Below are 21,407 nucleotides of genomic sequence, written 5' to 3' on the forward strand. Positions count from 1 at the left end.
GCGCCTGCTGCACACGATCTTCCTTGATTACCGCTTCCGATAATACTGGTCGATGCTCACCGCCCCCAGCAGCACCAGCCCCTTGATGACCTGCTGGTAGTCGATACCGATCCCGAGGATCGACATGCCGTTGTTCATCACCCCCATGATCAGCGCGCCGACCACCGCACCCGTCACCTTGCCGACGCCGCCCGAGGCCGAGGCGCCGCCGATGAAGCAGGCGGCGATCACGTCGAGCTCGAAGCCGAGGCCCGCCTTCGGGGTCGCGGTGTTGAGCCGCGCCGCGAAGATCAGGCCGGCGAGCGCCGCCAGCACGCCCATGTTGACGAAGGTGAGGAAGGTCAGCCGCTCGGTGTTGATGCCCGACAGCTTGGCCGCCTTCTCGTTGCCGCCGAGCGCGTAGACCCGCCGGCCGATCACCGTGCGGCTGGTGACGAAGCGGTAGAGCAGGATCAGCGCGAACATCACGATCAGGACGTTCGGCAGGCCGCGATAGGTGGCAAGCCAGGTGCTGAAGGCGACGATGACGGCGGCGACCAGCGCGTTCTTGAGCGCGAAGGCGGCGACCGGCTCGGGCGTGAAGCCCTGGCGCTGCTGGCCCATGCGCCGGCGCAGGTTCGAGCCGACGAGGATCAGCGCCAGGGCGACGCCGACGAGGACCGAGGTGATGCGCAGCGAACCGCCGGTGACGATGTCCGGGATGAAGCCGGAGCTGAGCTTCTGGAACTCGGACGGGAACGGCCCGACCGACTGGCCGGCGAGCAGAGCCAGGGTCAGGCCCTTGAACACCAGCATGCCGGCGAGCGTCACGATGAAGGACGGGATGCGCAAATACGCCACCCACCACCCCTGCGCCGCGCCGATGATCCCGCCGGCGACGAGGCAGAGCAGGGTCGCGGGGAGCGGGTGCAGGCCCATCTGCACCATCAGCACCGCGGCGAGCGCGCCGATGAAGCCGGCGGTCGAGCCGACCGACAGGTCGATGTGGCCGGCCACGATGACCAGCAGCATGCCGAGCGCCATCACCACGATGTAGCTGTTCTGCAGCACGAGGTTAGTGAGGTTGAGCGGGCGCAGCAGCGCCCCGTCGGTGAAGAACTGGAAGAAGAGCACGATGCCGACGAGGCACAGGATCATGCCGTAGTCGCGCAGCGAGCCGGACAAGGCCTTCGCCAAGGATCCTTTGCCAGCGAGGCCGGGAATCGCCGGCGGGCGCGGGGCCTCGACGGGAGTGGCGGTGTCGCTCATGTCGTTATCCACCCGAGGTGACGATGGCCCGCATGATCGCCTCCTGCGAGGCCTCCGCGGCGGGAAACTCGCCGACGATGCGGCCGCGGTTCATGACGAGGATGCGGTCGCACATCCCCAGGAGCTCCGGCATCTCGGACGAGACGATCAGCACGCCTTTGCCCTGTCGGGCGAGGTCGTTGATGATCGCGTAGATCTCGTACTTGGCGCCGACATCGATGCCGCGGGTCGGCTCGTCCAGGATCAGCACGTCCGGATCGGCGAAGAGCCACTTGCTCAGGACGACCTTCTGCTGGTTGCCGCCCGACAGGTTCACCGTGGCCTGGTCGATGCCCGACGAGCGGATGCGCAGGCGCTCGCGGTAGCGTTCCGCCACCGCCCGCTCCCGGTCCTCGTCGATCACGCCTTTCGCCGCGACGCCTGCGAGGTTCGCCAGCGAGACGTTGGTGCGGATGTCCTCGTGCAGCACCAGCCCGTAGCCCTTGCGGTCCTCGGTGGCGTAGGCGAGGCCGGCGCGGATCGCCTTCTCGACGCTGCCGAGATCGGCGGGCTCGCCCTTGAGCCGCGCCTCGCCGGCGACGCGCGTGCCGTAGGCGCCGCCGAACAGGCTCATGGCGAACTCGGTCCGCCCGGCACCGAGGAGACCGGCCATACCGACGACCTCGCCGCGGCGAACGGTGAGACTCACATCCTCGACCGCGAGGCGATCGGGGTGGAGCGGATGGCGCACGCTCCACCCCCTCACCTCCAGCAGCGGCTCGCCGATCGCCACGCCCTCCCGGGGCGGATAGCGGTGGGCGAGGTCGCGCCCGACCATGCCCTTGATGATCCGGTCCTCGTTGAGCCTGCCATCCGGACCCAGCATCGCCTCCCGCGGCAGCGTCTCGACGCTGGCGCCGTCGCGCAGGATCGTGACGCTGTCGGCGACCCGGGCGATCTCGTTGAGCTTGTGCGAGATCAGGATCGAGGTGATGCCCTGCTCGCGGAACGCCTCCAGGAGGGTGAGGAGCGCCGCGCTGTCGCTCTCGTTGAGCGAGGCGGTCGGCTCGTCGAGGATCAGGAGCCGCACCTTCTTCGAGAGTGCCTTGGCGATCTCGACGAGCTGCTGCTTGCCGATTCCGAGATCGGTCACCAGCGTCTCGGGCGCCTCGTTCAGGCCGACGCGGGCCAAGAGGTCGCGGGTGCGCGCCATGGCGAGCGGCCAGTCGATCACCCCGAAGCGCGACGCCGCCTCGTTGCCCAGAAAGATGTTCTCGGCGATCGACAGGAGCGGCACCAGGGCGAGCTCCTGGTGGATGATGATGATGCCGAGCGCCTCGCTGTCGGGGATGCCCGAGAAGCGGCGCTCCTCGCCGTCGAACAGGATGTGGCCGTCATAGGAGCCGGCGGGGTAGACCCCGCTCAGCACCTTCATCAGGGTCGACTTCCCGGCCCCGTTCTCGCCGCAGACGGCGTGGATCTCGCCGGCGCGGACGGCGAGGGTGACGTTGTCGAGCGCCTTCACGCCCGGGAACGCCTTGGTGATGCCGCGCATCTCCAGGATCGGAGACACCTTCGGCACCACCCCGAGGGCCGGGGACGCCGCCATCACTTGACCTGCTGGGCCTTGTAGTAGCCGCTCTCGACCAGGACCTTCTCCCAGTTCGACTTGTCGACCGTCACGGGCTTCAGGAGGTAGGACGGCACCACCTTGACGCCGTTGTTGTAGGTCTTGGTATCGTTGACCTGGACCTGGGCCCCGGTCGAGATCGCGTCGACCATGTCGCTCGTCACCTTGGCGAGCTCGCGGGTGTCCTTGAACACCGTCATGCTCTGGTCGCCGCGGATGATCGCCTTGACCGAGGGGATCTCGGCATCCTGGCCGGTGATCACCGGCATCGGCTGGTCGGACGAGCCGTAGCCGACGCCTTTGAGCGACGAGATGATGCCGATCGAGATGCCGTCATAGGGCGACAAAACCGCGTCGAGGCGCTTGTTGCCGTAGAAGGCCGACAGGAGGTTGTCCATGCGGGCCTGGGCCGCCGCGCCGTCCCAGCGCAGGGTCGAGACCTTGTCCATCCCGAGCTGCTTGCTCGGCACGGTCAGCTTGCCCGAATCGATGTAGGGCTTGAGCACCGACATCGCACCGTCGTAGAAGAAATAGGCATTGTTGTCGTCGGGCGAGCCGCCGAACAGCTCGACGGTGAACGGTCCCTTGCCGTCCTTCAGCCCGAGCTTGTCGACGATGTAGCTGCCCTGCAGCACGCCGACCTGGAAGTTGTCGAAGGTGGCGTAGTAATCGATGGTCTTCGAGCCGCGGATCAGGCGGTCATAGGCGATGACCTTGATGCCGCGGTCGCTCGCCTGCTGCAGCACGTCCGACAGGGTGGTGCCGTCGATCGCCGCGATCACCAGCACCTTGGCGCCGGTGGCGATCATGTTCTCGATCTGCGACAGCTGGTTGGGGATCTCGTCCTCGGCATATTGCAGGTCGGGGGTGTAGCCCTTGGCCTTGAGCGCCTGGACCAGGCCCTGGCCGTCGGCGATCCAGCGCGCCGACGACTTCGTCGGCATCGAGACGCCGATCTTGCCCTTCTGCTGGGCGGCGGCCGGGGTTGCGAGCATCGCGGCAGCCATCAGGGCTCCGCCGACGAGGGCGACGAACGATGTCATGTGTCCTCCCAAATCCCCGCATCTTGGGTGCGCGGGGCTGCCGGTGAGTGGTGCCCGGCAGGATTGCGGCCTGCTCATCTGCCGGGGTCGGTGTTTCCGTATTGTGGCTGGCGGGCGGGAGCGGCCTGATACTTCCGCAGGGGGAGGTTCGGTGCCGTCCGAAATCACGCCCTTCGAATGCTAGGCGCGGGATCCCCTCTCCCGTGTGGGAGAGGGGTAGGGGCGATCGAAGATCGCGCGAGGGTGATACGGTCCTGAGTTAGGCTCTGGCCGGCTCGCTGCCAGCACGACGCTCAGCGCATCACACTGAAGCGTGTCACCCTCACCCCCGGCCCCTCTCCCACACGGGAGAGGGGGACCCGCGCCATGACCGGCAACGAAAATCCTCACACCCACCCGCCATCCACGACGTAATGCTGGTTGGTACACGCCCCCGCCTCCTCCGAGGCGAGGAACACGGCAAAGCGCGCGACATCCGCCGGCACCAGCTTGCGCTTGAGGCACTGGCGGGCATTGATCTCGGCATCCGATTCCGGCGTCACCCAGAGGGCGAGCTGGCGCTCGGTCATGATCCAGCCCGGCGCCAGCGCGTTGACCCGGATGTTGAAGGGGCCGAAATCCCGGGCGAGCGACCGGGTGAGCCCGATCACCCCCGACTTGCAGGCGGTGTAGGCTGCCATGCCGCCCTGGCCGATCATCCACGAGACCGAGCCGAAATTCACGATCGCCCCGCCGCCCTTCGCCTTCATGTCGGGCAGGACCGCTTGGGCGGCGAAGAACTGGTGCTTGAGGTTCACGGCGATGCGGCCGTCCCAATAGGCCTCCGTCACCTCCTCGGTGGCGTGGCGCTCGTCGTGGGCGGCGTTGTTCATCAGCACGTCGACCGGGCCGAACCGGTCGCGGATGCGGCCGATCGCGGCCTTCAGGGCCGGAATGTCGGTGACGTCGGCCTGCTCGAAGGCGACCGCGAAACCCTGCCCCTCCAGCTCGGAGGCGAGCGCCCGCGAGGGCTCGGCCGCGATGTCCAGGAAACCGACCCGCGCCTTCTGCCGGGCGAAATGCCGGACCAGCTCCGCCCCGATCCCGGAGCCGCCGCCCGTCACCACCACGACCTTGTCCGCCAGGTCCGGATAGATTGCCGCCAACGCTTCCTCCCTCGAAGCCCGTCGGATCGCTCGACGCACTGAAAATCATTTAATATGACTATTCCAGTGGCCCGGCCTTTATCGCGGAATCCTGCCGCCCGGGCAAGAGGCGAAAATCACGGGGAGGATGCAACCGTGGATGAGATCGGCGCCGGGATCGTGCCGCGGGAGACCGTGTTGCGGCCCTGCCCGAGCCAGGCGGGTCCGGGCCATGCCCGGGTGGCCCGAGCGCTCGGCACCGGCATCGTCGCCGGGGAGTTTCCCGAAGGTGCCGTGCTCCCGGCCGAGCCGGTGCTGCTCGCGCGCTTCGGGGTGTCGCGGACGCTCCTGCGCGAGGCGGTCAAGACCCTGTCGGGCAAGGGGCTGCTGGAGGCCCGGACCCGGGTCGGCACCCGGGTGCGCGAGCGCGCGGCCTGGAACCTGTTCGACCGCGACGTGCTGGCCTGGACCCTCGATGCGAGCATCGACCGGCGCTTCCTGCGCGACCTCGCCGAGATCCGCCTGGCGATCGAGCCGGCGGCGGCGGCGCTCGCCGCCGAGCGCCGGACCGATGCGGACATCGCGGCCCTCGAGTCCTGCGTCGCCGCGATGCGCGCGGCACCCGGCCTCGATCCGGCCTTCGCCAGCGCCGACCTCGCCTTCCACCTCGTCCTGGCGGATGCCTCCGGCAACCTCTTCATGCATTCCGTCGGCGCCGTGACCGAGGCCGCCCTCGACGTGGTGTTCCGGATGAGCCGGCCCACCGATCCGCAGGCGCACGAGACCTCCTGGCGCGCCCATGCGGCGATCGCGGCGGCGATCCGCGCCGGCGACCCGGCGGCGGCGGCCCGGGCGACCGAGGTGGTGGTGCGCGACGGGCTTCGAAACGGCGCCGCCGCGGTGGAGGCCGGGGCACCGCGCCCTACCCTTGTGCCGGCCTGCCCGGTTCGTCGAGGAAGCAGCCGTTGAGGACTCAGCCATGAGCGACCACGATCCCCTCCCCGTCGGCACGATGCCGGATGGCAGCCCGATCCTCGAAGCGCGGCTGGAGGGCGACGGGCTCTCGGTGGCGGTCCTGAGCCTCGGGGCGGTGCTCCGCCGGCTCGACGTCCACGGGCATCCGATGGTGCTCGGCCGCGACGATCCGCACGACTACATCGAGAAGACCCCGCAATTCGGCGCGACCGTCGGACGCTTCGCCAACCGTATCGCGGGCGGGCGCTTCACCCTCGACGGCATCGCCTACGATCTCTCCCGCAACGAGGCCGGCCGCACCCACCTGCATGGCGGCACGCGCGGATTCTCGCGCCGCAACTGGACCTTCGCGGAGGTGGAGGCGCGCAGCCTGACGCTGGCCTACCAGTCTGCTGACGGCGAGGAGGGCTATCCGGGCGCCCTCGACGTCACCTGTACCTATGCCATCACCGGCCCCGGCACCCTGCGCGCCACCCTGACGGCGCGGACCGACAAGCCGACGATCGTCAACCTGACGAACCACAGCTACTTCAACCTGCTGTTGCCGCCGGGGGGTTTTCCGGCCCCGCCGATCGACGACCACGTGATTGAGATCCCGGCCGAGTCCTACCTGCCGGTCGACGAGGCCCTGATCCCGACCGGCACGGTCGCCCCGGTCGCCGGCACGCGCTTCGACCTGCGCCGGCCGACGCGGATCGGCGCGCAGGCCTTCGACCATGCCTTCGTGCTCGGGCGCGAGACGCTGTCCGAGCCGCGGCCGGTCGCCCGGGTCACCGCGCCGGGCAGCGCCGTGGCGCTGACGGTGCTCGCCACGGCGCCGGCGGTCCAGTTCTACGACGGCACCCAGCTCCCCAAGGCCGGCCTGGGCTACGCCGCCCGCACCGCCTTGTGCCTCGAACCGGAGGCCTATCCGGACGCACCGAACCACCCGGACTTCCCGAGCGCGACCTTGCGCCCCGGCGAGACCTATCGCCAGATCATCGAATACCGCTTCACCCGGGAGACGACCCGATGAGCGGCTGGGCCGGGATCTTCTGCGACCGCGCCTGCATCCTCGGCGAGGGGCCGGCGGCACATCCCGGCCTCGGCCGGCTGTACTGGCTCGACATCCTCGGCCGGCACCTGTGCGAGCGGCCGTTCTCGGGCGGCACCACCACCCTGCACGACCTGCCGGTGATGGCCTCGATGGTGGCGCGGGTCGACGACGCCACCCTGCTGCTCGGCGCCGAGGACGGCCTCTACCTGCGCGACATCGCCAGCGGGCGGATGCGGCTTCTCACCCCGCTCGAGGCCGACCGGCCCGAGACCCGCTCCAACGACGGACGGGTGCACCCCTGCGGCGCGCTCTGGCTCGGCACCATGGGCAAGCAAGCGCAGACGGGCCTTGGGGCGATCTACTGGTTCTTCCGCGGCGAGGTCCGGACGCTGTTTTCCGGCCTCACCATCCCGAACGCCATCGCGTTTGCGGCCGACGGCGCGAGCGCGATCTTCGCCGATTCGGAGGCCGGCACGATCTGGCGCGTCGCCACCGATCCGGCGACCGGGCTGCCGGTCGGCGACCGCCGGGTCTTCGTCCAGATCCCGGCCTCCGAGGGGGCGCCGGACGGCGCGGTGATCGACGAGGAGGGCCTGGTCTGGAACGCCCGCTGGGGTGGGGCCAGCCTCGACGCCTACGCCCCCGACGGCACGCGGGTGCGCAGCATCGCCATGCCGGCCCGCCAGGTGACCTGCCCGGCCTTCATCGGGCCCGACGCCGACACGATGGTGGTCACCTCGGCGACGGAGGGCCTCGACCCGGACCGCAGCGACGACCGCTTCGCCGGGCGGACGTTTACGGTGCCGGTGAAGGTGAAGGGGCGGTTCGAGCCGGTGGTGCGGGTGGACTAGCCCATGACCCGCCGCATCCTGATCACCGGTGCCAGCATCGCCGGCACCACCGCGGCCTGGTGGCTCGGCCGCGCCGGGTTCGACGTCACCGTGGTCGAGCGTGCCCCTGCCTTCCGCGACGGCGGCCAGAACGTCGACGTGCGCGGGATCGGCCGAACCATCCTGCGCGAGATGGGGCTGGAGCGGGCGGCGCTCGCCCGGGGCACCGGCGAGGAGGGCACCGCCTGGGTCGATGCCGCGGGCCGGCCCAAGGCCCGCTTCATGGCCGGCGACGCGGAGGGCGAGGGGCCGACCGCCGAGATGGAGATCCTGCGCGGCGACCTCGCCCGCCTGCTCTACGAGGCGAGCGAGAGGCACGCCGCGTTCCGGTTCGGCGACGGCATCGCCCGCGCTGAGGAGAATGGAGCGATCGCCTTCGCGAGCGGCACGACCGAGCGCTACGATGCCGTGATCGTCGCCGAGGGCGTCGGCTCCGCGACCCGCGAGCAGGTATTTGCGCGCGAGAACGAGCCGCGCTGGATGGACCTGACGATCGCATATTTCACGATTCCCCGCACGCCGGACGACGACCGGCTCTGGCGCTGGTACAACGCGCCGGGCAGCCGCAGCATCTCGCTGCGCCCCGATCCCTACGGCACAACCCGGGCGATGCTGTCGGTCCACGGTCCGCTGCCCGAGGCGCAGAACTGGGACGCCGCGCGGCAGAAGGCCTTCCTGCGCGAGCGCTTCCGGGATGCCGGCTGGGAGGCGCGGCGCGTGCTCGCCGGCCTGGACGAGACCGACGACTTCTACTTCGACGTGCTGCGCCAGGTGCGGATGCCCCGGTGGTCGCGCGGCCGCATCGCCCTCACCGGGGATGCGGCCTGGTGCGTCACGCCGCTCGCCGGCATCGGCGCCACCCTGGCGATCACCGGGGCGAGGGTGCTCGCCGGGGAACTGGCGCGCGGCGACGACGTGCCGGGGGCGCTCGCGGCCTACGAGCGGGCGATGCGCCCGATGGTCGAGCAGGCGCAGGGCGTGCCGAAGATCGCACCGCGGCTGATGCATCCGCGCAGCCAGGCCGGCATCCGCATGCTGCATGCGGGCCTGTGGGCGGCGAGCCTGCCGGCCTTGCGCGGCGTAGCGGGAAAGCTGTTCGGCGGATCGCGGGACGAGCCGGACCTGTCGCGCTACCCAGAGACGACAATCGGGGTGGCGGTCGAATAAGCACCGAATTTCCGGTCGAGCAAATTCATGGTCGCTGTTTCGTCCTGTATAACGCCAGGCGTCACTCCCTATTCAAGTAATAATTTATCATAAATACCTGAGATAATTTGACTTGTCCTATCCTCCCACCTCATCCTGAGGTGCGACCAACGGGAGCCTCGAAGGAGGGCTCCAGAAACCTCTGAGATCCTGGAGCCCTCCTTCGAGGTCAGTCGATCTGCGATCGACTGACACCTCAGGATGAGGTGGGAGGATAGGATGCCTCGTGCTCGCTCGCAGGTCTTCAGGGGGTCGTTCCGCTCAGATGGGCTTCAAGGTCTCGTCGCGAGACGAGCGGCTCAGCGTGCGTGAAACACCGTATACGCCTCCACCGGCTCCCGCTCCGCCCGCAACGCGTTCACCGGCTCCTCCGGGTCGGCGAATCCCAGCGCCATCCCGCACACCACCATCTCGCTCTCCGGAATCCCGAGCTCTCCCCGCACCACCGCCGGGTAGCTGGCGATCGCCGCCTGCGGGCAGGTATCGAGGCCGCGGCCGCGGGCGGCGAGCATCAGGGTCTGGAGGAACATGCCGGTATCGAGCCAGCTGCCCTGTTCCAGGTCGCGGTCGATGGTGAAGACGAGGCCGACGGGGGCGCCGAAGAAGGTGAAGTTGCGGCCCATCTGGCGCTTGGCGCCCGCCTTGTCGCCCTTCTCGATCCCGGCGAGCCCGTAGAGCTGCCAGCCGAGCGCCCGGCGCCGGCCGAGATACGGCTCGCGCCAGTCGACCGGATAATACTCGTATTCGCGGGCCTCCGGTGTGTCGCTCTCATGCGCGGCCGAGAGGGCGGAGGTGAGGCGCGTGAGCGCGCTCCCCGTGACGACGTGGACCTTCCAGGGCTGGATGTTGCTGCCGCTCGGCGCCCGGCCGGCGAGCGCGATCAGCTCGCGGATCGTCGCCTCGGGCACCGGATCGGGCCGGAACCCCCGGACGCTGCGCCGGCTCATGATCGCCGCGTCGACCGCGTTGCGCTCGGTCATGATCGCTCCCCCGCTCGGAACCCGCCGGCGCGGCCGGAAGCGTTGGAGCGAACCGCCGGTGGATTCAAGGGGCAGTGCGCCAGTCGCGTTCGTCATGGCTCCCTCCTCTGCGAAAGAGGGAGGCCCCGGGAAACCCGCGGTGGTTCGGTCGGGAGCGACCCAATGAGGGCGCGACGGCGCCCCTGCCAGGGGAGAGGGGCGCGCCCGGCGATTCCGCGATCACACCGTCATGCGCTTCTCGTCCGGCATCGACACCAGGCGCGCGGCGGCGTCGTTGGCGGCGCGCAGGGCGTCCTCGCAGGAAGCGCCCTGGGCCAGGCGGGCCGCGAAGGTGCCGACGAACATGTCGCCCGCGCCGTGCGTGCTGACGACCTCGACGTCGAGGCCGGGCAGCGCCACCGGGGCGACGGTGCCGCCCGCCATCGCGACGCCGTCGCCGCCGGCCGTCACCACGACGACCCCGCGAGACCCCGCGAGGGCGCGGGCGGCCGATGCGGCATCCTCGAGCGACGCCACCGGTCCTGCGCCGAGCATCTCGGCTTCGATCGCGTTGACGACCAGGATGTCGATGTGATCCGCGAGATCGGTGGTGAAGGGACGGGCCGGCGCGGCATTGAGGATCGTCGTGAGGCCGAGCCGCTTGGCGCGGCGCGCCACCGCGGCGTTGACGGGCTCGGGGATCTCGTTCTGCAGGATCAGCACGCGCGCCCGCCCGAGGCGCGCATCCGGAATCTGCTCCGCCTCGATCGCGAGGTTCGATCCCGAGACGATGACGGCGCCGTAATCGCCGTCATCGTCGAAGATCGCCACGCTCATCCCGGAATTCCGGCCCGGCAGGACCGCCACGGCGGAGCGGTCCACCCCGGCGCGGTCGAGCCCGGCCAGCAGCCCGCGACCGAAATCGTCGTCGCCGACCGCGCTCACCATGGCGGTCGCGGCGCCCTGCCGCTGCGCGGCCGCGGCCTGGTTGCCGCCCTTGCCCCCGAATCGCGGGGACCAGCGCCGCCCGGTCACCGTCTCGCCCTTGCGGGGGCGGTCCGGCGCATCGACCGTGATGTCGTAGTGCAGGCTCCCCACCACGACGATGACGGGTGAAGGACCGGGCCCGGCACGGCCCGGAGCGTCGTCGACGGTGTTCATGAGCGTCCCCGGGCGAAGCGGTCGACCAGCATGGCGAGCAGGATGATGAGGCCGGTCGCGAGCAGCTGGTAGAAGGCCTGGACGTTCATCAGCGTCAGGCCGTTGCGCATGGCGCCCAGGATCACTGCGCCGAGCAGCGTGCCCAGGATGCTGCCCTTGCCGCCCATCAGCGAGGCCCCGCCGATGGCCGCCGCCGCGATGGCGTCGAGCTCCCACAGGTTGCCGAGGATCGGCTCCGCGGCGCCGAGGCGGCCGACGAGGATCGTCGCGGCGAGCGCCGCCAGCATGCCCGACAGCATGTAGGCGCCGATCTTGGTGAGCGCGATCGGCACGCCGGCGATGTGGGCGGCCTCCTCGTTGCCGCCGACCGCCAGGAGGTACTCGCCGAACGGCGTCTTGCGCAGGATCAGCCCGGCCAGGAGCGCCACGACCAGCACCACGACCACCGCCATGGGGAGTCCGGCGACGGTGCCGTTCACCAGGGCCCGGAAGCTCTGCGGCACGCCGAAGACCGGGTTGCCGTCCGTGGCGATGAGCGCCAGAGCCCGGTAGGTGCTGAGCGTGCCCAGCGTGACGATGAAGGGCTGGAGTCCGCCAAAGCAGATCAGCGCCCCGTTGACGGCGCCGCACAGCGCCCCGAGGGCCAGCCCGGCGAGCACCGCGAGCAGCGGCGGCACGCCGGCGACCATCAGGCTTGCCGACAGCACCGCCGAGAGCGCCGCGACCGGGCCGACCGAGAGGTCGATGCCGCCCGACACGATCACCAGCGTCATGCCGAGCGCCACGCAGGCGTTAATGCTCGATTGCTGCAGGATGTTGAGCAGGTTGCGCTCGGTCAGGAAGCCCGGCGCCGCGACCGCGAAGACCAGGACGATGAGCACGAGGCCGAGCAGGGTGCCGAAATCGCGCAGGGGCACGCGGACCTTCGTCGACGCGCCGGGCGGGGGAACGGCTTTGTCCGTCAGGGTGAGCATGGGCGGGCCTCGAAGGCGCAGGAGGATCGGAGGATCAGGCGGCGCGGCCGGATTGCGGAACCGCGTGGGCGACGATCGCCTGCTCGCTCAGCTGGTCGCGTGAAAGCTCGGCGGCGATCCGGCCCTGGCGCATGACGAGCACCCGGTCGGATAGGCGCAGCAATTCGGGCAGCTCCGAGGACACGACGATGACCGACTTGCCCTCGGCGGCGAGCCGCTCGATCAGCCCGTAGATCTCCGCCTTGGCGCCGATGTCGATGCCGCGGGTCGGCTCGTCGAAGAGCAGGATCTGGGTGCCGGCGGCGATCCAGCGGGCGATGATTCCCTTCTGCTGGTTGCCGCCGCTGAACAGGCGGATCGGCCGGTCGATCTGCATCGGCCGCAAGGCGACCTCGGCGAGGAGACGCGCGGCCTCGGCGCGCAGGCGGCGCCGGCGGACGAGGCCCCGGGGGGCGAACCGGGGCATCGACGGCAGGGCCACGTTGGCGACCATCGAGCGCTGGGGCACGATGCCGTCGCGCTTGCGCTCCTCGGGCACCAGCCCGATGCCGGCCGCGATCGCCGCGCGGGTGCCGGGCCGCGCGAGCGGCCGGCCGTTGACCGTGACGGTGCCGCCGCTGCGCGGATCGGCCCCGGCGAGGAGGCGCAGCAACTCGGTGCGGCCGGCGCCGATCAGCCCGGCGATGCCCAGGACCTCGCCGCGCCGCAGATCGAGGCTCGCATCGACCACCTTCGTGCCGGAGGTCAGGCCGCGCACCGACAGAACGGTCTCGGGCTGCACCGACGAGCGGTGCTCCGCCACCGCGAGCTCGCGGCCGACCATCTGGGCGACGACGGCGCCCTCGGTGGTGCCGGCGAGGTCGAGATCGGCGACGAACCGCCCGTCGCGCATGATCGTCGCGCGGCTGCAGATCCGGAACACCTCGTCCATCTTGTGCGAGACGTAGATGATCGAGACGCCCCGGGCGGCGAGCCCGGCGATGACCGCCGCCAGGCGCTCGAACTCGCTCGGCGTCAGGCTCGAGGTCGGCTCGTCCATGGCGATGATGCGGGCCTTGTCGAGGAGCGCGCGGGCGATCTCGACGATCTGGCGCTGCGCCACCCGGAGGCTGCGGATCGGCGCGTCCGGGCGGATCGATGAATCGAGCGGCGCCAGGGCCTCAGCCGCCAGCGCCTCCTGCCGGGCGCGGTCGACGAAGAGCCCGCCCCGGCGCAAGGCGCGGCCCAGGAACATGTTCTGCGCCACGGTCAGCTCGGGGACCTGCTGCAACTCCTGGTGGATCATCGCGATGCCGGCGCGGCGCGCGGCGAGCGGCGAGCGCAGGGTCAGCTCCTCCCCGTCCACCGCGATGGTGCCCTCGTCGGGCCTGAGCACGCCCGACAGCGTCCGCATCAGGGTCGACTTGCCGGCGCCGTTCTCGCCGAGCAGCGCGTGGACCTCCCCCGGCCGGACCCGCAGCGACATCTCGCCGAGCGCGACCACGCCCGGGAAGCGCTTGGTGAGGCCCTGGATGTGGAGGCGCAAGGGGGCGTCGGATGCCATGGCGTGACCGGGGTTGGAGGGGATGGGCGGAGGCCGGGGCGGGACTGTTCTCTGGTGGACGTCGGACGGTCGGAGCGCCTGTTCGACCGAAGCCACGAGGGTCTCCCGACTGTGGCCTCATCCTGGGGGGCTGCTCGAGCAGATTGATCTTCTCAAAACTGAAATCTAACTTGAGATATCCTACCCACTCACCTCATCCTGAGGTGTTAGTCGATTGAGGATCGACTAACCTCGAAGGAGGGCTCCAGAAATCTGTGCGATCCCTGGAGCCCTCCTTCGAGGCTCCCGATGGTCGCACCTCAGGATGAGGTTGGGGGCGGGATGGACCGTATCGCACGAAGAATATGCGATCGGTCACACCGGCTCCCGGTCTGTTCGATCGGCCCTCCTGAGGGCGAACCCATCGGTCGGTGGGCCGGGCCCCCGGTTACTTCCCCGACCGGACGTCCTCTTCGAGCACCGCCCGCAGGTGGGCGCCCTTGCCCTTGTAGCGCTCGATGTTGTCCCTGGTGATCAGGGCCTGAGGCGTGGCCACGACCCGCGGGACCGGCTCCTTGGCGAGGACGCGCAGGGCCGCCTCCAGGGCGACCTCGCCGGTCAGCACCGGGAAGCTGTCGACGGTGCCGGTCAGCTCGCCGGCGCGGATCGACGCGTGGGCATCGGTGATGCCGTCGGTGCCGAACACCGCGACCTTGCCGAGCAGGCCGGCATTCTTCACCGCCTCGACGACGCCGAGCGCCATCGTGTCGTTGTTGCAGTAGAAGCCGACGAGGTCGGGGTGCTGCTGCAGGATCGTCGTGGCGGCGTCGTAGGAGAGCTGGCGGTCCCAGTTGCCCGGCACGCTCGCCACGACCTTGAACTTGCCGCCCTCCGCCGCGATCGTCGCCTTGAAGCCGGCGGTGCGCTGGGTCGCCGCGTAGACGCCGGCCTGGCCCTCGATGACCGCGAGCTTGCCGCCATCCGGCCGGTTGGCGACGAACCAGCGGGCGACGCGCACGCCGTTGTCGCGCTGCACGTTGCCGACATAGTGCGGCGCCAGCGGGATCACCGCGTCGTTGACGTTGACGACCGGGATGCCGGCCTGCTTGGCCTCGCCGAGGATCGGCTCGAGGTTGGCGTTGGTCTGCGGCGAGACCAGGAGCAGGTTGACCCCTTGCGCGATCATCGTCTCGGCGATCGAGAGCTGGCCGACCTGGTCGCCCTCGTTCTGGGCCGCCTGGTAGGCGACCTTCACGCCGAGCGTCTTGCCCAGGGACTGGTAGCCCTCGCCGAGGAGGCGCCAGTACTCGTTGGTCAGGGTCTTCGACACCGCCCCGACGCGGGTGCCGGCCGCCGGCTTCGGCAGCGGGCCGAGCCTGGTGGCGAGCTGGCTCCAGTCGATCCGGTCGGTCTCGGTGTCCGGGTTCAGGGGCTTCAGGTCCTGCGCCTGAGCGGCGCTTGAGGCGAGCGCGAAGCCCGCGGCGAGCAGCATGAACCCGGACAGCAGCAGTGACTTCATGGCGTTCCTCCTCGTGTTCTTGACGGGTGCGACCGGGGACGGGCCGGCTCTCAGCGGCCGAGCATCGCCTTGCGGACGAGGTTCTGGCTCGCGACGGCGTCCTGGCGGGCGATCGCCGTGCTCAGCGCGTTGTCGCCCTCGAGCGTGTCGACGACGCCGAGCATCGCCGTGACCGTGGCGATGTTGGCCTCGCACTCGGCCACCGGGTCGAGGCCGGTCAGGTCCGGGAAGGTGTCGAAGTAGATCGGCCCGTGGAAGCCGTCCTTGCGGACCTGCCGCAGGAGCTCGATCGTCTGGACCGGGTGGACCGCGCCGACCATCAGCCCGTCGTCGCGCTTGGCGTAGCCGTCGTTGAGGTGCAGGCCGAGGATGCGGCTGTGGCGGCCGATCAGCGCCGCCACGAAGGCGGGCTGCTCGTCGGCGTAGAGGACATGCGCGAAGTCGAGCGTGACGCCGAGATTCGGCAGGTCGATCTCACGCAGCGCCAGCAGCGTCGTGGCGCAGTCGGGCAGCAGGCTGTAGGAGCGCGGCTCGTTCGGCTTGTACTCGATGCTGATCAGGCAGTCGGGATCGTGCAGCGCGACCTCGCGGATGCCGTCGATCTCGTCGGCCCAGAGCTTGGCGTAGTCGGCCTGGAAGGCGTAGTCGAAGCCGTCCTGGCCGAGCCACAGGGTCATCAGGTTGCAGCCGGCCTCGCGGGCGGCGTCGATGCCGCGCTTCGTCAGGTCGATCGCCTCGCGCCGCACCGCCGGATCGGGGTTGGTGAAGGCGCCGATCTTGAAGGCCGGGTTCGAGTAGTACCGCATCGCCAGGCCGTTCACGGTCAGGCCGAGGTCGCGGATCGCGTGGCCGGTCGCCCGCGGGTCGGGTCCGAGATGGTCGGGGAAGTTCAGGTCGACATCGGTGAGGCCGCGGGCCGTCGCGGCGCGGGCCGCCATCTCCAGCGGGCTCGGCTTGCCGTGGCCCTTCGGCCAGAAGGCGTCGGGCTGCGAGGCGAACGAGTTCAGGCGCGTCGCGAAGCGCACGGGGGCGGATGTCACCGGCGGGTCTCCTGTGTCTGGCCGCAACATCACGGATCACAATAAATTTGTAAAGTGCGGAATCGCCCGCCCTCATCCGCTTCCCGGCCCCCTCCCTATACCGCAGTGCAGCAGGGTCGCCCCTGACGCTGCGGCCGTTCCCGGCTTGACACGCCCTTTGCTTCACGCATATCTGTGTTGCAGTAAATAACGCGGGTCGGTCACGATCGCTCGCGACGGGGTCGGGGAACGCACCATGGATCGACGCACCACTCTCAAGATGCTCGGCGGCTTGGCCGTCGCGGGGCCGCTCCACGCCACCCGGGCCTTCGCGGCGGCGCCCAAGACGATGGCGACGGTGGTGAAGGCCGCCAGCGTTCCCTGGTTCAACATCCTCAACCAGGGCCTCGAGGCCGCCGGCAAGCAGTTCGACATCACCACCACGATGGTCGGCCCGGCCCAGGTCGATCCGGCCCAGCAGGTCAAGCTGATCGACGACCTGATCGCCAAGAAGGTCGACGTGATCGGCCTCGTGCCCCTCGACGTGAAGGTGACCGCCCAGGCCGTGAAGCGCGCCCGGGACGCCGGCATCGTCGTCATCACGCAGGAGGGCGAGAACCAGGACGGCAAGACCTGGGACCTGGAGCTGATCAGCGCCAAGAATTACGGCGAGATGCAGATGAAGGCGCTCGCCCGCGAGATGGGCGAGGAGGGCGACTACGTCGTCTATGTCGGCACGCTGACGACCCCGGGCCACAACTCGTGGGCCGATGCCGCCATCGCCTACCAGAAGGCGCACTACCCCAAGATGCGGATGGTCGCCGACCGCTTCCCCGGCGCCGATCTCATCGACGAATCCTCCCGCGTCACCCAGCAGGTGCTGCAGACCTACCCGGACGTGCGCGGCATCCTCTCGATGGGCTCGAACGGCCCGATCGGCGCCGGCAACGTGATCAAGCAGCGCCGCCTGGAGAAGAAGATCGCCGTCGTCGGCACGATCATCCCGGCGCAGGCCCAGGCCCTGCTGATGAGCGGCGCGATCCGCGAGGGCTTCCTGTGGAACCCTAAGGATGCCGGCTACGGCATGGTCGCCATCGCCCGCATGGTCCTCGACGGCACCCCGATCAAGACCGGGACGGAGATCCCGACGCTCGGGCCGGCCACGGTCGACGAGGCGAACCGGGTGATCCAGGTCGACCGCGTGCTCACGATCAACAAGACGACGGTGGGCGACCTGGTGAAGCAGGGACTCTGAGACGGGGGTCCTCACCTCTCTCTTTCTCCCACACGGCAGACCTGTCCGGGGAGGACTAGCGCGGGTTTCCCCCCTCCCCCCTCTGCGGGGGAGGGTGGCCCCCGGAGGGGGCTGGGAGAGGGGACGCCGCCTCCGAAGAAGTCGCGTGCTTCATGCCAGGCGCGACCTGGAGCGCCGTCGCGCTGCCCCTCTCCCGCCCCGCTTTCGCGGGGCACCCTCCCCCACAGAGGGGGAAGGGACAAACCCGCGCTGTTCCTGTTCGCGGACAGTTCTGCCCACACGGGAGAGGCGATCCCGCCCCCTGCTGTGACGGGGTTCTCCCGACCAGCCCAGCCCATGCGGAAAGCCACGATGATGTTCCTGGAAATGCGGGGCGTGTCGAAGCGCTTCGGCGGGGTCCAGGCCCTGTCGAACCTCGATTTCGACCTGGCGCGCGGCGAGATTCACTGCCTCGTGGGCGGCAACGGCTCGGGCAAGTCCACGATGATCAAGATCATCTCGGGCGTGCAGGATCCCGATCCCGGTGCCCGCATCACGGTCGAGAGCCGCGAGCACGCCCGGCTCACGCCGGTCGAGAGCAGCGCGCTCGGCGTCCAGGTGATCTACCAGGACCTGTCGCTGTTTCCCAACCTCACCGTCGCCGAGAACATCGCCATCGCGCAGCATCGCGGCCTGACCGGGCTCGTGAGGCGGAAAAAGATGCGGGCGGTCGCCGAGGCGGCGATGCGGCGCATCGGCGTCGCGCTCGATCTCGACGAGCGCGTGTCGCACCTGTCGATCGCCAACCGGCAGCTCGTGGCGATCTGCCGGGCGATCGCCGCGGATGCCAAGCTCGTGATCATGGACGAGCCGACCGCCTCGCTCACCCGCCACGAGGTCGACGCGCTCCTGGCCCTGACCCTGGAGCTGAAGCGCCGGGACATCAGCGTGCTGTTCGTCAGCCACCGCTTCGACGAGGTGCTGGAGATCGCCGAGCGGGTCACGGTGATCCGCGACGGCGTGAAGCTCGGCACCTACGACGCCAAGGACATGACCGAGCAGCGCCTCGCCGTGCTGATGTCCGGCCGGTCCTTCACCTACGAGACCGGGGACCGGGCGGTCGCGCGCGCGCGTCCGGTGCTGGCCGTCGAGGGACTGTGCAAGGCGGGCGAATACCGGGATGTCGGCTTCCAGCTCTATCCCGGCGAGATCCTCGGCCTGACCGGGCTCCTCGGCGCAGGCCGGACCGAGCTGGCGCTCTCGCTCTTCGGCATGAACGCACCGGATGCCGGCACCATCCGGATCGACGGCGAGGCGGTGACGTTTCGCTCCAACCGCGACGCCATCGCGCGCGGCATCGCCTACGTGCCGGAGGACCGGCTGTCGCTCTCGCTCGTCCTCGAGCAGTCGATCGGCGCCAACGTCACGGTGACGGTGCTCGACACGCTCAAGGACCGCCTCGGCCTCCTGCGGCGGCGCCGCGAGGCCGGCCTGATCCGCGACTGGATCCGCGACCTCGCGATCAAGATCGGCACCCCGGACGATCCGGTGAGGACGCTCTCGGGCGGCAACCAGCAGCGGGTGGTGATCGCCAAGTGGCTCGCCACCAGGCCCCGCGTGCTGATCCTCGACAGCCCGACGGTCGGCGTCGACCTGCACGGCAAGGACGGGATCTACGCGCTCGTGAAGGATCTCGCGGCGCAGGGGCTCGCCGTGATCATGATCTCCGACGAGATCCCGGAGGTCCTCTACCATTGCGACCGCATCCTGGTGATGCGGGAGGGGCGGCTGACCGGCGAGGTCATGGCGCACCACGTCGCCGAGCCCGACCTGAGGAGGATGGTTCATGCGTAACGCATCGCGCGGCGGGCGCGCGCCGCAGGAACTCTGGCTCGGGCTCGTCGTCCTCGGCATGGTGGTGGTGCTGACCGCGCTCAGGCCGAACTTCCTGAGCGTCCAGAACGTCATGGAGATGATGAACGCCACGGCGTTCAACGGCATCCTGGTCTCGGGGCTGCTCGTCGTCCTGATCGCCGGCGGCATCGACATCTCGTTCGCGGCGGTCGCCTCGGTGGCGCAATACGCGGCCCTCACCGTCGCCAACGCGACCGGGGCCGGCTGGGGCGAGATCGTCGCCATCGCAGGGGCCATCGGGCTCGGCCTCGGCCTCCTCAACGGCATCCTGGTGAGCACGCTCGGCATCGCCAGCATCATCGTCACCATCGCCACGCAGAGCGTGATCTACGGCATCCTGCTCACCGTGACCCGGGGCCAGGACATCTTCACCCTGCCGGCCTGGTTCGGGGACGGGGTCGACCTCTTCGTCACCACCGACGCCAAGGGCAACGTCTACGCGATCAGCCTGCAGATCTGGGGGCTGGTGCTGGCCTTCGCGAGCGCCTGGTTCCTGCTCAACCGGACCCGTTTCGGCCGGCAGGTCTTCGCGCTCGGCGGCAATCCGGAGGCGGCCCGGCGCGTCGGCTTCGGCACCACCCGCCTCAACCTCCTGGTCTACGGCTATATGGGCCTCGTCGCCGGCCTCGCCTCCCTGGTGCAGGCCCAGTACACCCAGTCGGTGTCGCCGACCGCGCTCGTCGGGCGCGAGCTCGAGGTCGTGGCCGCCGCCGTGCTCGGCGGGGCGAGCCTCGACGGCGGCCACGGCTCGGTCCTCGGCGCGATCCTCGGCCTCGCCCTCGTCGTCATCATGAAGAACGGCCTCGCGCTGCTCGGGGTGTCGTCCTACTGGACCGACTTCTTCACCGGCCTCGTCATCGTCGCCGCCGTCGCTGGCATGGCGGCCCGCGCCCGCCGCCGCTGGCACGATTCCCCGGGGCTCGCCTGATGCCGGACATCCTCCTGCGGACCGTCGGCCGCACCAACCTGCGGCTCCTCGCGCTCCTCGCCGTCCTGTGCCTCGCCGTCGCGCCGCTCGTCGGCGACCGGCTCTTCGCCCCGGCGGGCCTGCGCTCGATGGCCTACCAGCTGCCGGAGCTCGGCCTCCTGTCGCTCGCCATGATGGTGACGCTCCTCTCCGGCGGCCTCGACCTGTCGATCATCGCGACCGCGAACCTGGCCGCCCTCGCCGCGGCGGCGGTGCTCAAGGCCGCCCCCGAGGGTGCGGGCGGCGCCCTCCTCGTGGCCTACGAGGCGGGGGCGCTCCTCGCCGGGCTCGGGGCCGCCGCCCTGGTCGGCCTCCTCAACGGTACCCTGATCGGCTACCTGCGCGTCTCGCCGATCCTGGCGACCCTCGGGACCATGACGCTGGTCAAGGGCCTGGCGATCGGGCTCACCCGCGGCAGCGTCGTCTCCGACTTCCCGCCCGCCATTCTGTTCCTCGGCAGCGGCTCGGTGTTCGGCGTCCCGACGCCGCTCCTGCTGTTCGGGCTCGTCGCACTCGCCCTCGGCATCCTGCTCACCCGCACCCCGTTCGGCGTCGTGCTGACGCTGATGGGCTCGAACCAGCAGGCGGTGCGCTTCTCCGGCATCGACACGCGGGCGGCGCTCTTGCGCATCTACGTCCTGACCTCGCTCGTCGCGGCGATCGCCGGGTTCGTCATGATGGCGCGCTTCAACTCCGCCAACGCGGCCTACGGCGAGAGCTATCTCCTCGTCACGATCCTCGCCTGCGTGCTGGGCGGCATCAGCCCCACGGGCGGTTTCGGGCGGGTCGGCGGTCTGGTCCTGGCCCTGATCGTCCTTCAGCTGATCTCGACCGCCTGCGTCCTCCTGGACCTAAGCCAGTTCCTGACGCTGGCGGTCTGGGGCGGGATCCTCCTGTCCGTCAGCCTGATCGCGGCGGTCCGCGACCAGCTGCGCCCCCTCCTCGCCGGCCTGCGCGCGCCGGTGCCCCGCCCCGCCGCCCCGCGGGCGTGACCCCGCAACCCTCGA

18 protein-coding genes are annotated in these 21,407 nt (G+C 70.2%); 8 read left to right on the forward strand and 10 right to left on the reverse strand.

Going from position 1 to position 21,407, the window contains the following annotated elements:
- Window positions 1–27 precede the first annotated feature (27 nt).
- The 4 genes from mmsB to F1D61_RS23245 form a co-directional block, all read right to left on the reverse strand.
- A complete protein-coding gene (gene mmsB / locus F1D61_RS23230) occupies window positions 28–1,248 on the reverse strand; it encodes a multiple monosaccharide ABC transporter permease (RefSeq protein WP_203154454.1) in 1,221 nt (406 codons plus the stop codon).
- A gap of 4 nt (window positions 1,249–1,252) precedes the next feature.
- Window positions 1,253–2,836: a multiple monosaccharide ABC transporter ATP-binding protein gene (gene mmsA / locus F1D61_RS23235; RefSeq protein ID WP_246775487.1), complete on the reverse strand. Its 1,584-nt coding sequence runs from the start codon at window positions 2,834–2,836 to the stop codon at window positions 1,253–1,255.
- The gene (gene chvE / locus F1D61_RS23240; protein WP_203154455.1) at window positions 2,836–3,900 is read right to left on the reverse strand and encodes a multiple monosaccharide ABC transporter substrate-binding protein; all 1,065 of its coding nucleotides are present in this window, start codon (window positions 3,898–3,900) and stop codon (window positions 2,836–2,838) included. The genes mmsA and chvE overlap by 1 nt, the downstream gene beginning before the upstream one ends.
- A gap of 386 nt (window positions 3,901–4,286) precedes the next feature.
- Entirely contained in the window at window positions 4,287–5,045 is a 759-nt protein-coding gene (locus F1D61_RS23245; protein WP_203154456.1) for an SDR family NAD(P)-dependent oxidoreductase, read from the reverse strand.
- A 135-nt stretch (window positions 5,046–5,180) separates the two neighbouring features.
- On the opposite strand from F1D61_RS23245, the gene F1D61_RS23250 reads away from it, so the two are divergent.
- The 4 genes from F1D61_RS23250 to F1D61_RS23265 are packed head-to-tail and all read left to right on the forward strand — an operon-like array spanning window position 5,181 to window position 9,092.
- Window positions 5,181–5,993, forward strand: coding sequence for a FadR/GntR family transcriptional regulator (locus F1D61_RS23250; RefSeq protein WP_348649387.1), 813 nt, complete (start codon window positions 5,181–5,183; stop codon window positions 5,991–5,993).
- A 10-nt stretch (window positions 5,994–6,003) separates the two neighbouring features.
- The gene (locus F1D61_RS23255; protein ID WP_203154458.1) at window positions 6,004–7,014 is read left to right on the forward strand and encodes an aldose epimerase family protein; all 1,011 of its coding nucleotides are present in this window, start codon (window positions 6,004–6,006) and stop codon (window positions 7,012–7,014) included.
- Complete coding sequence (locus tag F1D61_RS23260; protein ID WP_203154459.1) at window positions 7,011–7,886, forward strand: SMP-30/gluconolactonase/LRE family protein; 876 nt, start codon at window positions 7,011–7,013, stop codon at window positions 7,884–7,886. Before F1D61_RS23255 ends, F1D61_RS23260 begins: the two co-directional genes overlap by 4 nt.
- Before the next feature lie 3 nt (window positions 7,887–7,889).
- Complete coding sequence (locus tag F1D61_RS23265; protein WP_203154460.1) at window positions 7,890–9,092, forward strand: FAD-dependent monooxygenase; 1,203 nt, start codon at window positions 7,890–7,892, stop codon at window positions 9,090–9,092.
- 338 nt (window positions 9,093–9,430) lie between these two features.
- Here the strand turns inward: F1D61_RS23265 and F1D61_RS23270 are convergent, their stop codons facing one another.
- The 6 genes from F1D61_RS23270 to F1D61_RS23295 form a co-directional block, all read right to left on the reverse strand.
- On the reverse strand, window positions 9,431–10,111 hold the full coding sequence (locus F1D61_RS23270; protein WP_203154461.1) for a nitroreductase: 681 nt from the start codon (window positions 10,109–10,111) through the stop codon (window positions 9,431–9,433).
- 219 nt (window positions 10,112–10,330) lie between these two features.
- A complete protein-coding gene (locus F1D61_RS23275) occupies window positions 10,331–11,251 on the reverse strand; it encodes a PfkB family carbohydrate kinase (RefSeq protein WP_203154462.1) in 921 nt (306 codons plus the stop codon).
- Window positions 11,248–12,225 (reverse strand): ABC transporter permease, encoded by a 978-nt coding sequence (locus F1D61_RS23280; RefSeq protein ID WP_203154463.1) that lies wholly within the window; start codon window positions 12,223–12,225, stop codon window positions 11,248–11,250. The genes F1D61_RS23275 and F1D61_RS23280 overlap by 4 nt, the downstream gene beginning before the upstream one ends.
- A gap of 34 nt (window positions 12,226–12,259) precedes the next feature.
- Window positions 12,260–13,768 (reverse strand): sugar ABC transporter ATP-binding protein, encoded by a 1,509-nt coding sequence (locus tag F1D61_RS23285; RefSeq protein ID WP_203154464.1) that lies wholly within the window; start codon window positions 13,766–13,768, stop codon window positions 12,260–12,262.
- A gap of 427 nt (window positions 13,769–14,195) precedes the next feature.
- A complete protein-coding gene (locus tag F1D61_RS23290) occupies window positions 14,196–15,266 on the reverse strand; it encodes a sugar ABC transporter substrate-binding protein (protein ID WP_203154465.1) in 1,071 nt (356 codons plus the stop codon).
- Between the two features lie 50 nt (window positions 15,267–15,316).
- On the reverse strand, window positions 15,317–16,291 hold the full coding sequence (locus F1D61_RS23295) for a sugar phosphate isomerase/epimerase family protein (RefSeq protein WP_246775997.1): 975 nt from the start codon (window positions 16,289–16,291) through the stop codon (window positions 15,317–15,319).
- 250 nt (window positions 16,292–16,541) lie between these two features.
- Here F1D61_RS23295 and F1D61_RS23300 point away from each other — a divergent pair, with 250 nt between their 5' ends.
- The 4 genes from F1D61_RS23300 (at window position 16,542) to F1D61_RS23315 (ending at window position 21,392) form a co-directional block, all read left to right on the forward strand.
- Window positions 16,542–17,540: a substrate-binding domain-containing protein gene (locus F1D61_RS23300; RefSeq protein WP_203154467.1), complete on the forward strand. Its 999-nt coding sequence runs from the start codon at window positions 16,542–16,544 to the stop codon at window positions 17,538–17,540.
- 351 nt (window positions 17,541–17,891) lie between these two features.
- On the forward strand, window positions 17,892–19,373 hold the full coding sequence (locus tag F1D61_RS23305; RefSeq protein ID WP_246775488.1) for a sugar ABC transporter ATP-binding protein: 1,482 nt from the start codon (window positions 17,892–17,894) through the stop codon (window positions 19,371–19,373).
- Entirely contained in the window at window positions 19,366–20,361 is a 996-nt protein-coding gene (locus F1D61_RS23310; protein ID WP_203154468.1) for an ABC transporter permease, read from the forward strand. The genes F1D61_RS23305 and F1D61_RS23310 overlap by 8 nt, the downstream gene beginning before the upstream one ends.
- On the forward strand, window positions 20,361–21,392 hold the full coding sequence (locus tag F1D61_RS23315) for an ABC transporter permease (RefSeq protein ID WP_203154469.1): 1,032 nt from the start codon (window positions 20,361–20,363) through the stop codon (window positions 21,390–21,392). Before F1D61_RS23310 ends, F1D61_RS23315 begins: the two co-directional genes overlap by 1 nt.
- The last annotated feature ends 15 nt before the right edge of the window (window positions 21,393–21,407 follow it).

Origin of the sequence: Methylobacterium aquaticum (genome assembly GCF_016804325.1) — a bacterium.
Taxonomy (GTDB): domain Bacteria; phylum Pseudomonadota; class Alphaproteobacteria; order Rhizobiales; family Beijerinckiaceae; genus Methylobacterium; species Methylobacterium aquaticum_C.

Excerpts from the sequence above, each read along its gene's own strand:
- F1D61_RS23285 (WP_203154464.1), bottom strand. The coding sequence starts at position 13,768 with ATGGCATCCGACGCCCCCTTGCGCCTCCACATCCAGGGCCTCACCAAG.
- F1D61_RS23305 (WP_246775488.1), top strand. The coding sequence starts at position 17,892 with ATGATGTTCCTGGAAATGCGGGGCGTGTCGAAGCGCTTCGGCGGGGTC.
- F1D61_RS23315 (WP_203154469.1), top strand. The coding sequence starts at position 20,361 with ATGCCGGACATCCTCCTGCGGACCGTCGGCCGCACCAACCTGCGGCTC.
- F1D61_RS23260 (WP_203154459.1), top strand. The coding sequence starts at position 7,011 with ATGAGCGGCTGGGCCGGGATCTTCTGCGACCGCGCCTGCATCCTCGGC.
- mmsA (WP_246775487.1), bottom strand. The coding sequence starts at position 2,836 with ATGGCGGCGTCCCCGGCCCTCGGGGTGGTGCCGAAGGTGTCTCCGATC.
- mmsB (WP_203154454.1), bottom strand. The coding sequence starts at position 1,248 with ATGAGCGACACCGCCACTCCCGTCGAGGCCCCGCGCCCGCCGGCGATT.
- chvE (WP_203154455.1), bottom strand. The coding sequence starts at position 3,900 with ATGACATCGTTCGTCGCCCTCGTCGGCGGAGCCCTGATGGCTGCCGCG.
- F1D61_RS23290 (WP_203154465.1), bottom strand. The coding sequence starts at position 15,266 with ATGAAGTCACTGCTGCTGTCCGGGTTCATGCTGCTCGCCGCGGGCTTC.
- F1D61_RS23300 (WP_203154467.1), top strand. The coding sequence starts at position 16,542 with ATGGATCGACGCACCACTCTCAAGATGCTCGGCGGCTTGGCCGTCGCG.
- F1D61_RS23265 (WP_203154460.1), top strand. The coding sequence starts at position 7,890 with ATGACCCGCCGCATCCTGATCACCGGTGCCAGCATCGCCGGCACCACC.
- F1D61_RS23270 (WP_203154461.1), bottom strand. The coding sequence starts at position 10,111 with ATGACCGAGCGCAACGCGGTCGACGCGGCGATCATGAGCCGGCGCAGC.
- F1D61_RS23275 (WP_203154462.1), bottom strand. The coding sequence starts at position 11,251 with ATGAACACCGTCGACGACGCTCCGGGCCGTGCCGGGCCCGGTCCTTCA.
- F1D61_RS23280 (WP_203154463.1), bottom strand. The coding sequence starts at position 12,225 with ATGCTCACCCTGACGGACAAAGCCGTTCCCCCGCCCGGCGCGTCGACG.
- F1D61_RS23255 (WP_203154458.1), top strand. The coding sequence starts at position 6,004 with ATGAGCGACCACGATCCCCTCCCCGTCGGCACGATGCCGGATGGCAGC.
- F1D61_RS23310 (WP_203154468.1), top strand. The coding sequence starts at position 19,366 with ATGCGTAACGCATCGCGCGGCGGGCGCGCGCCGCAGGAACTCTGGCTC.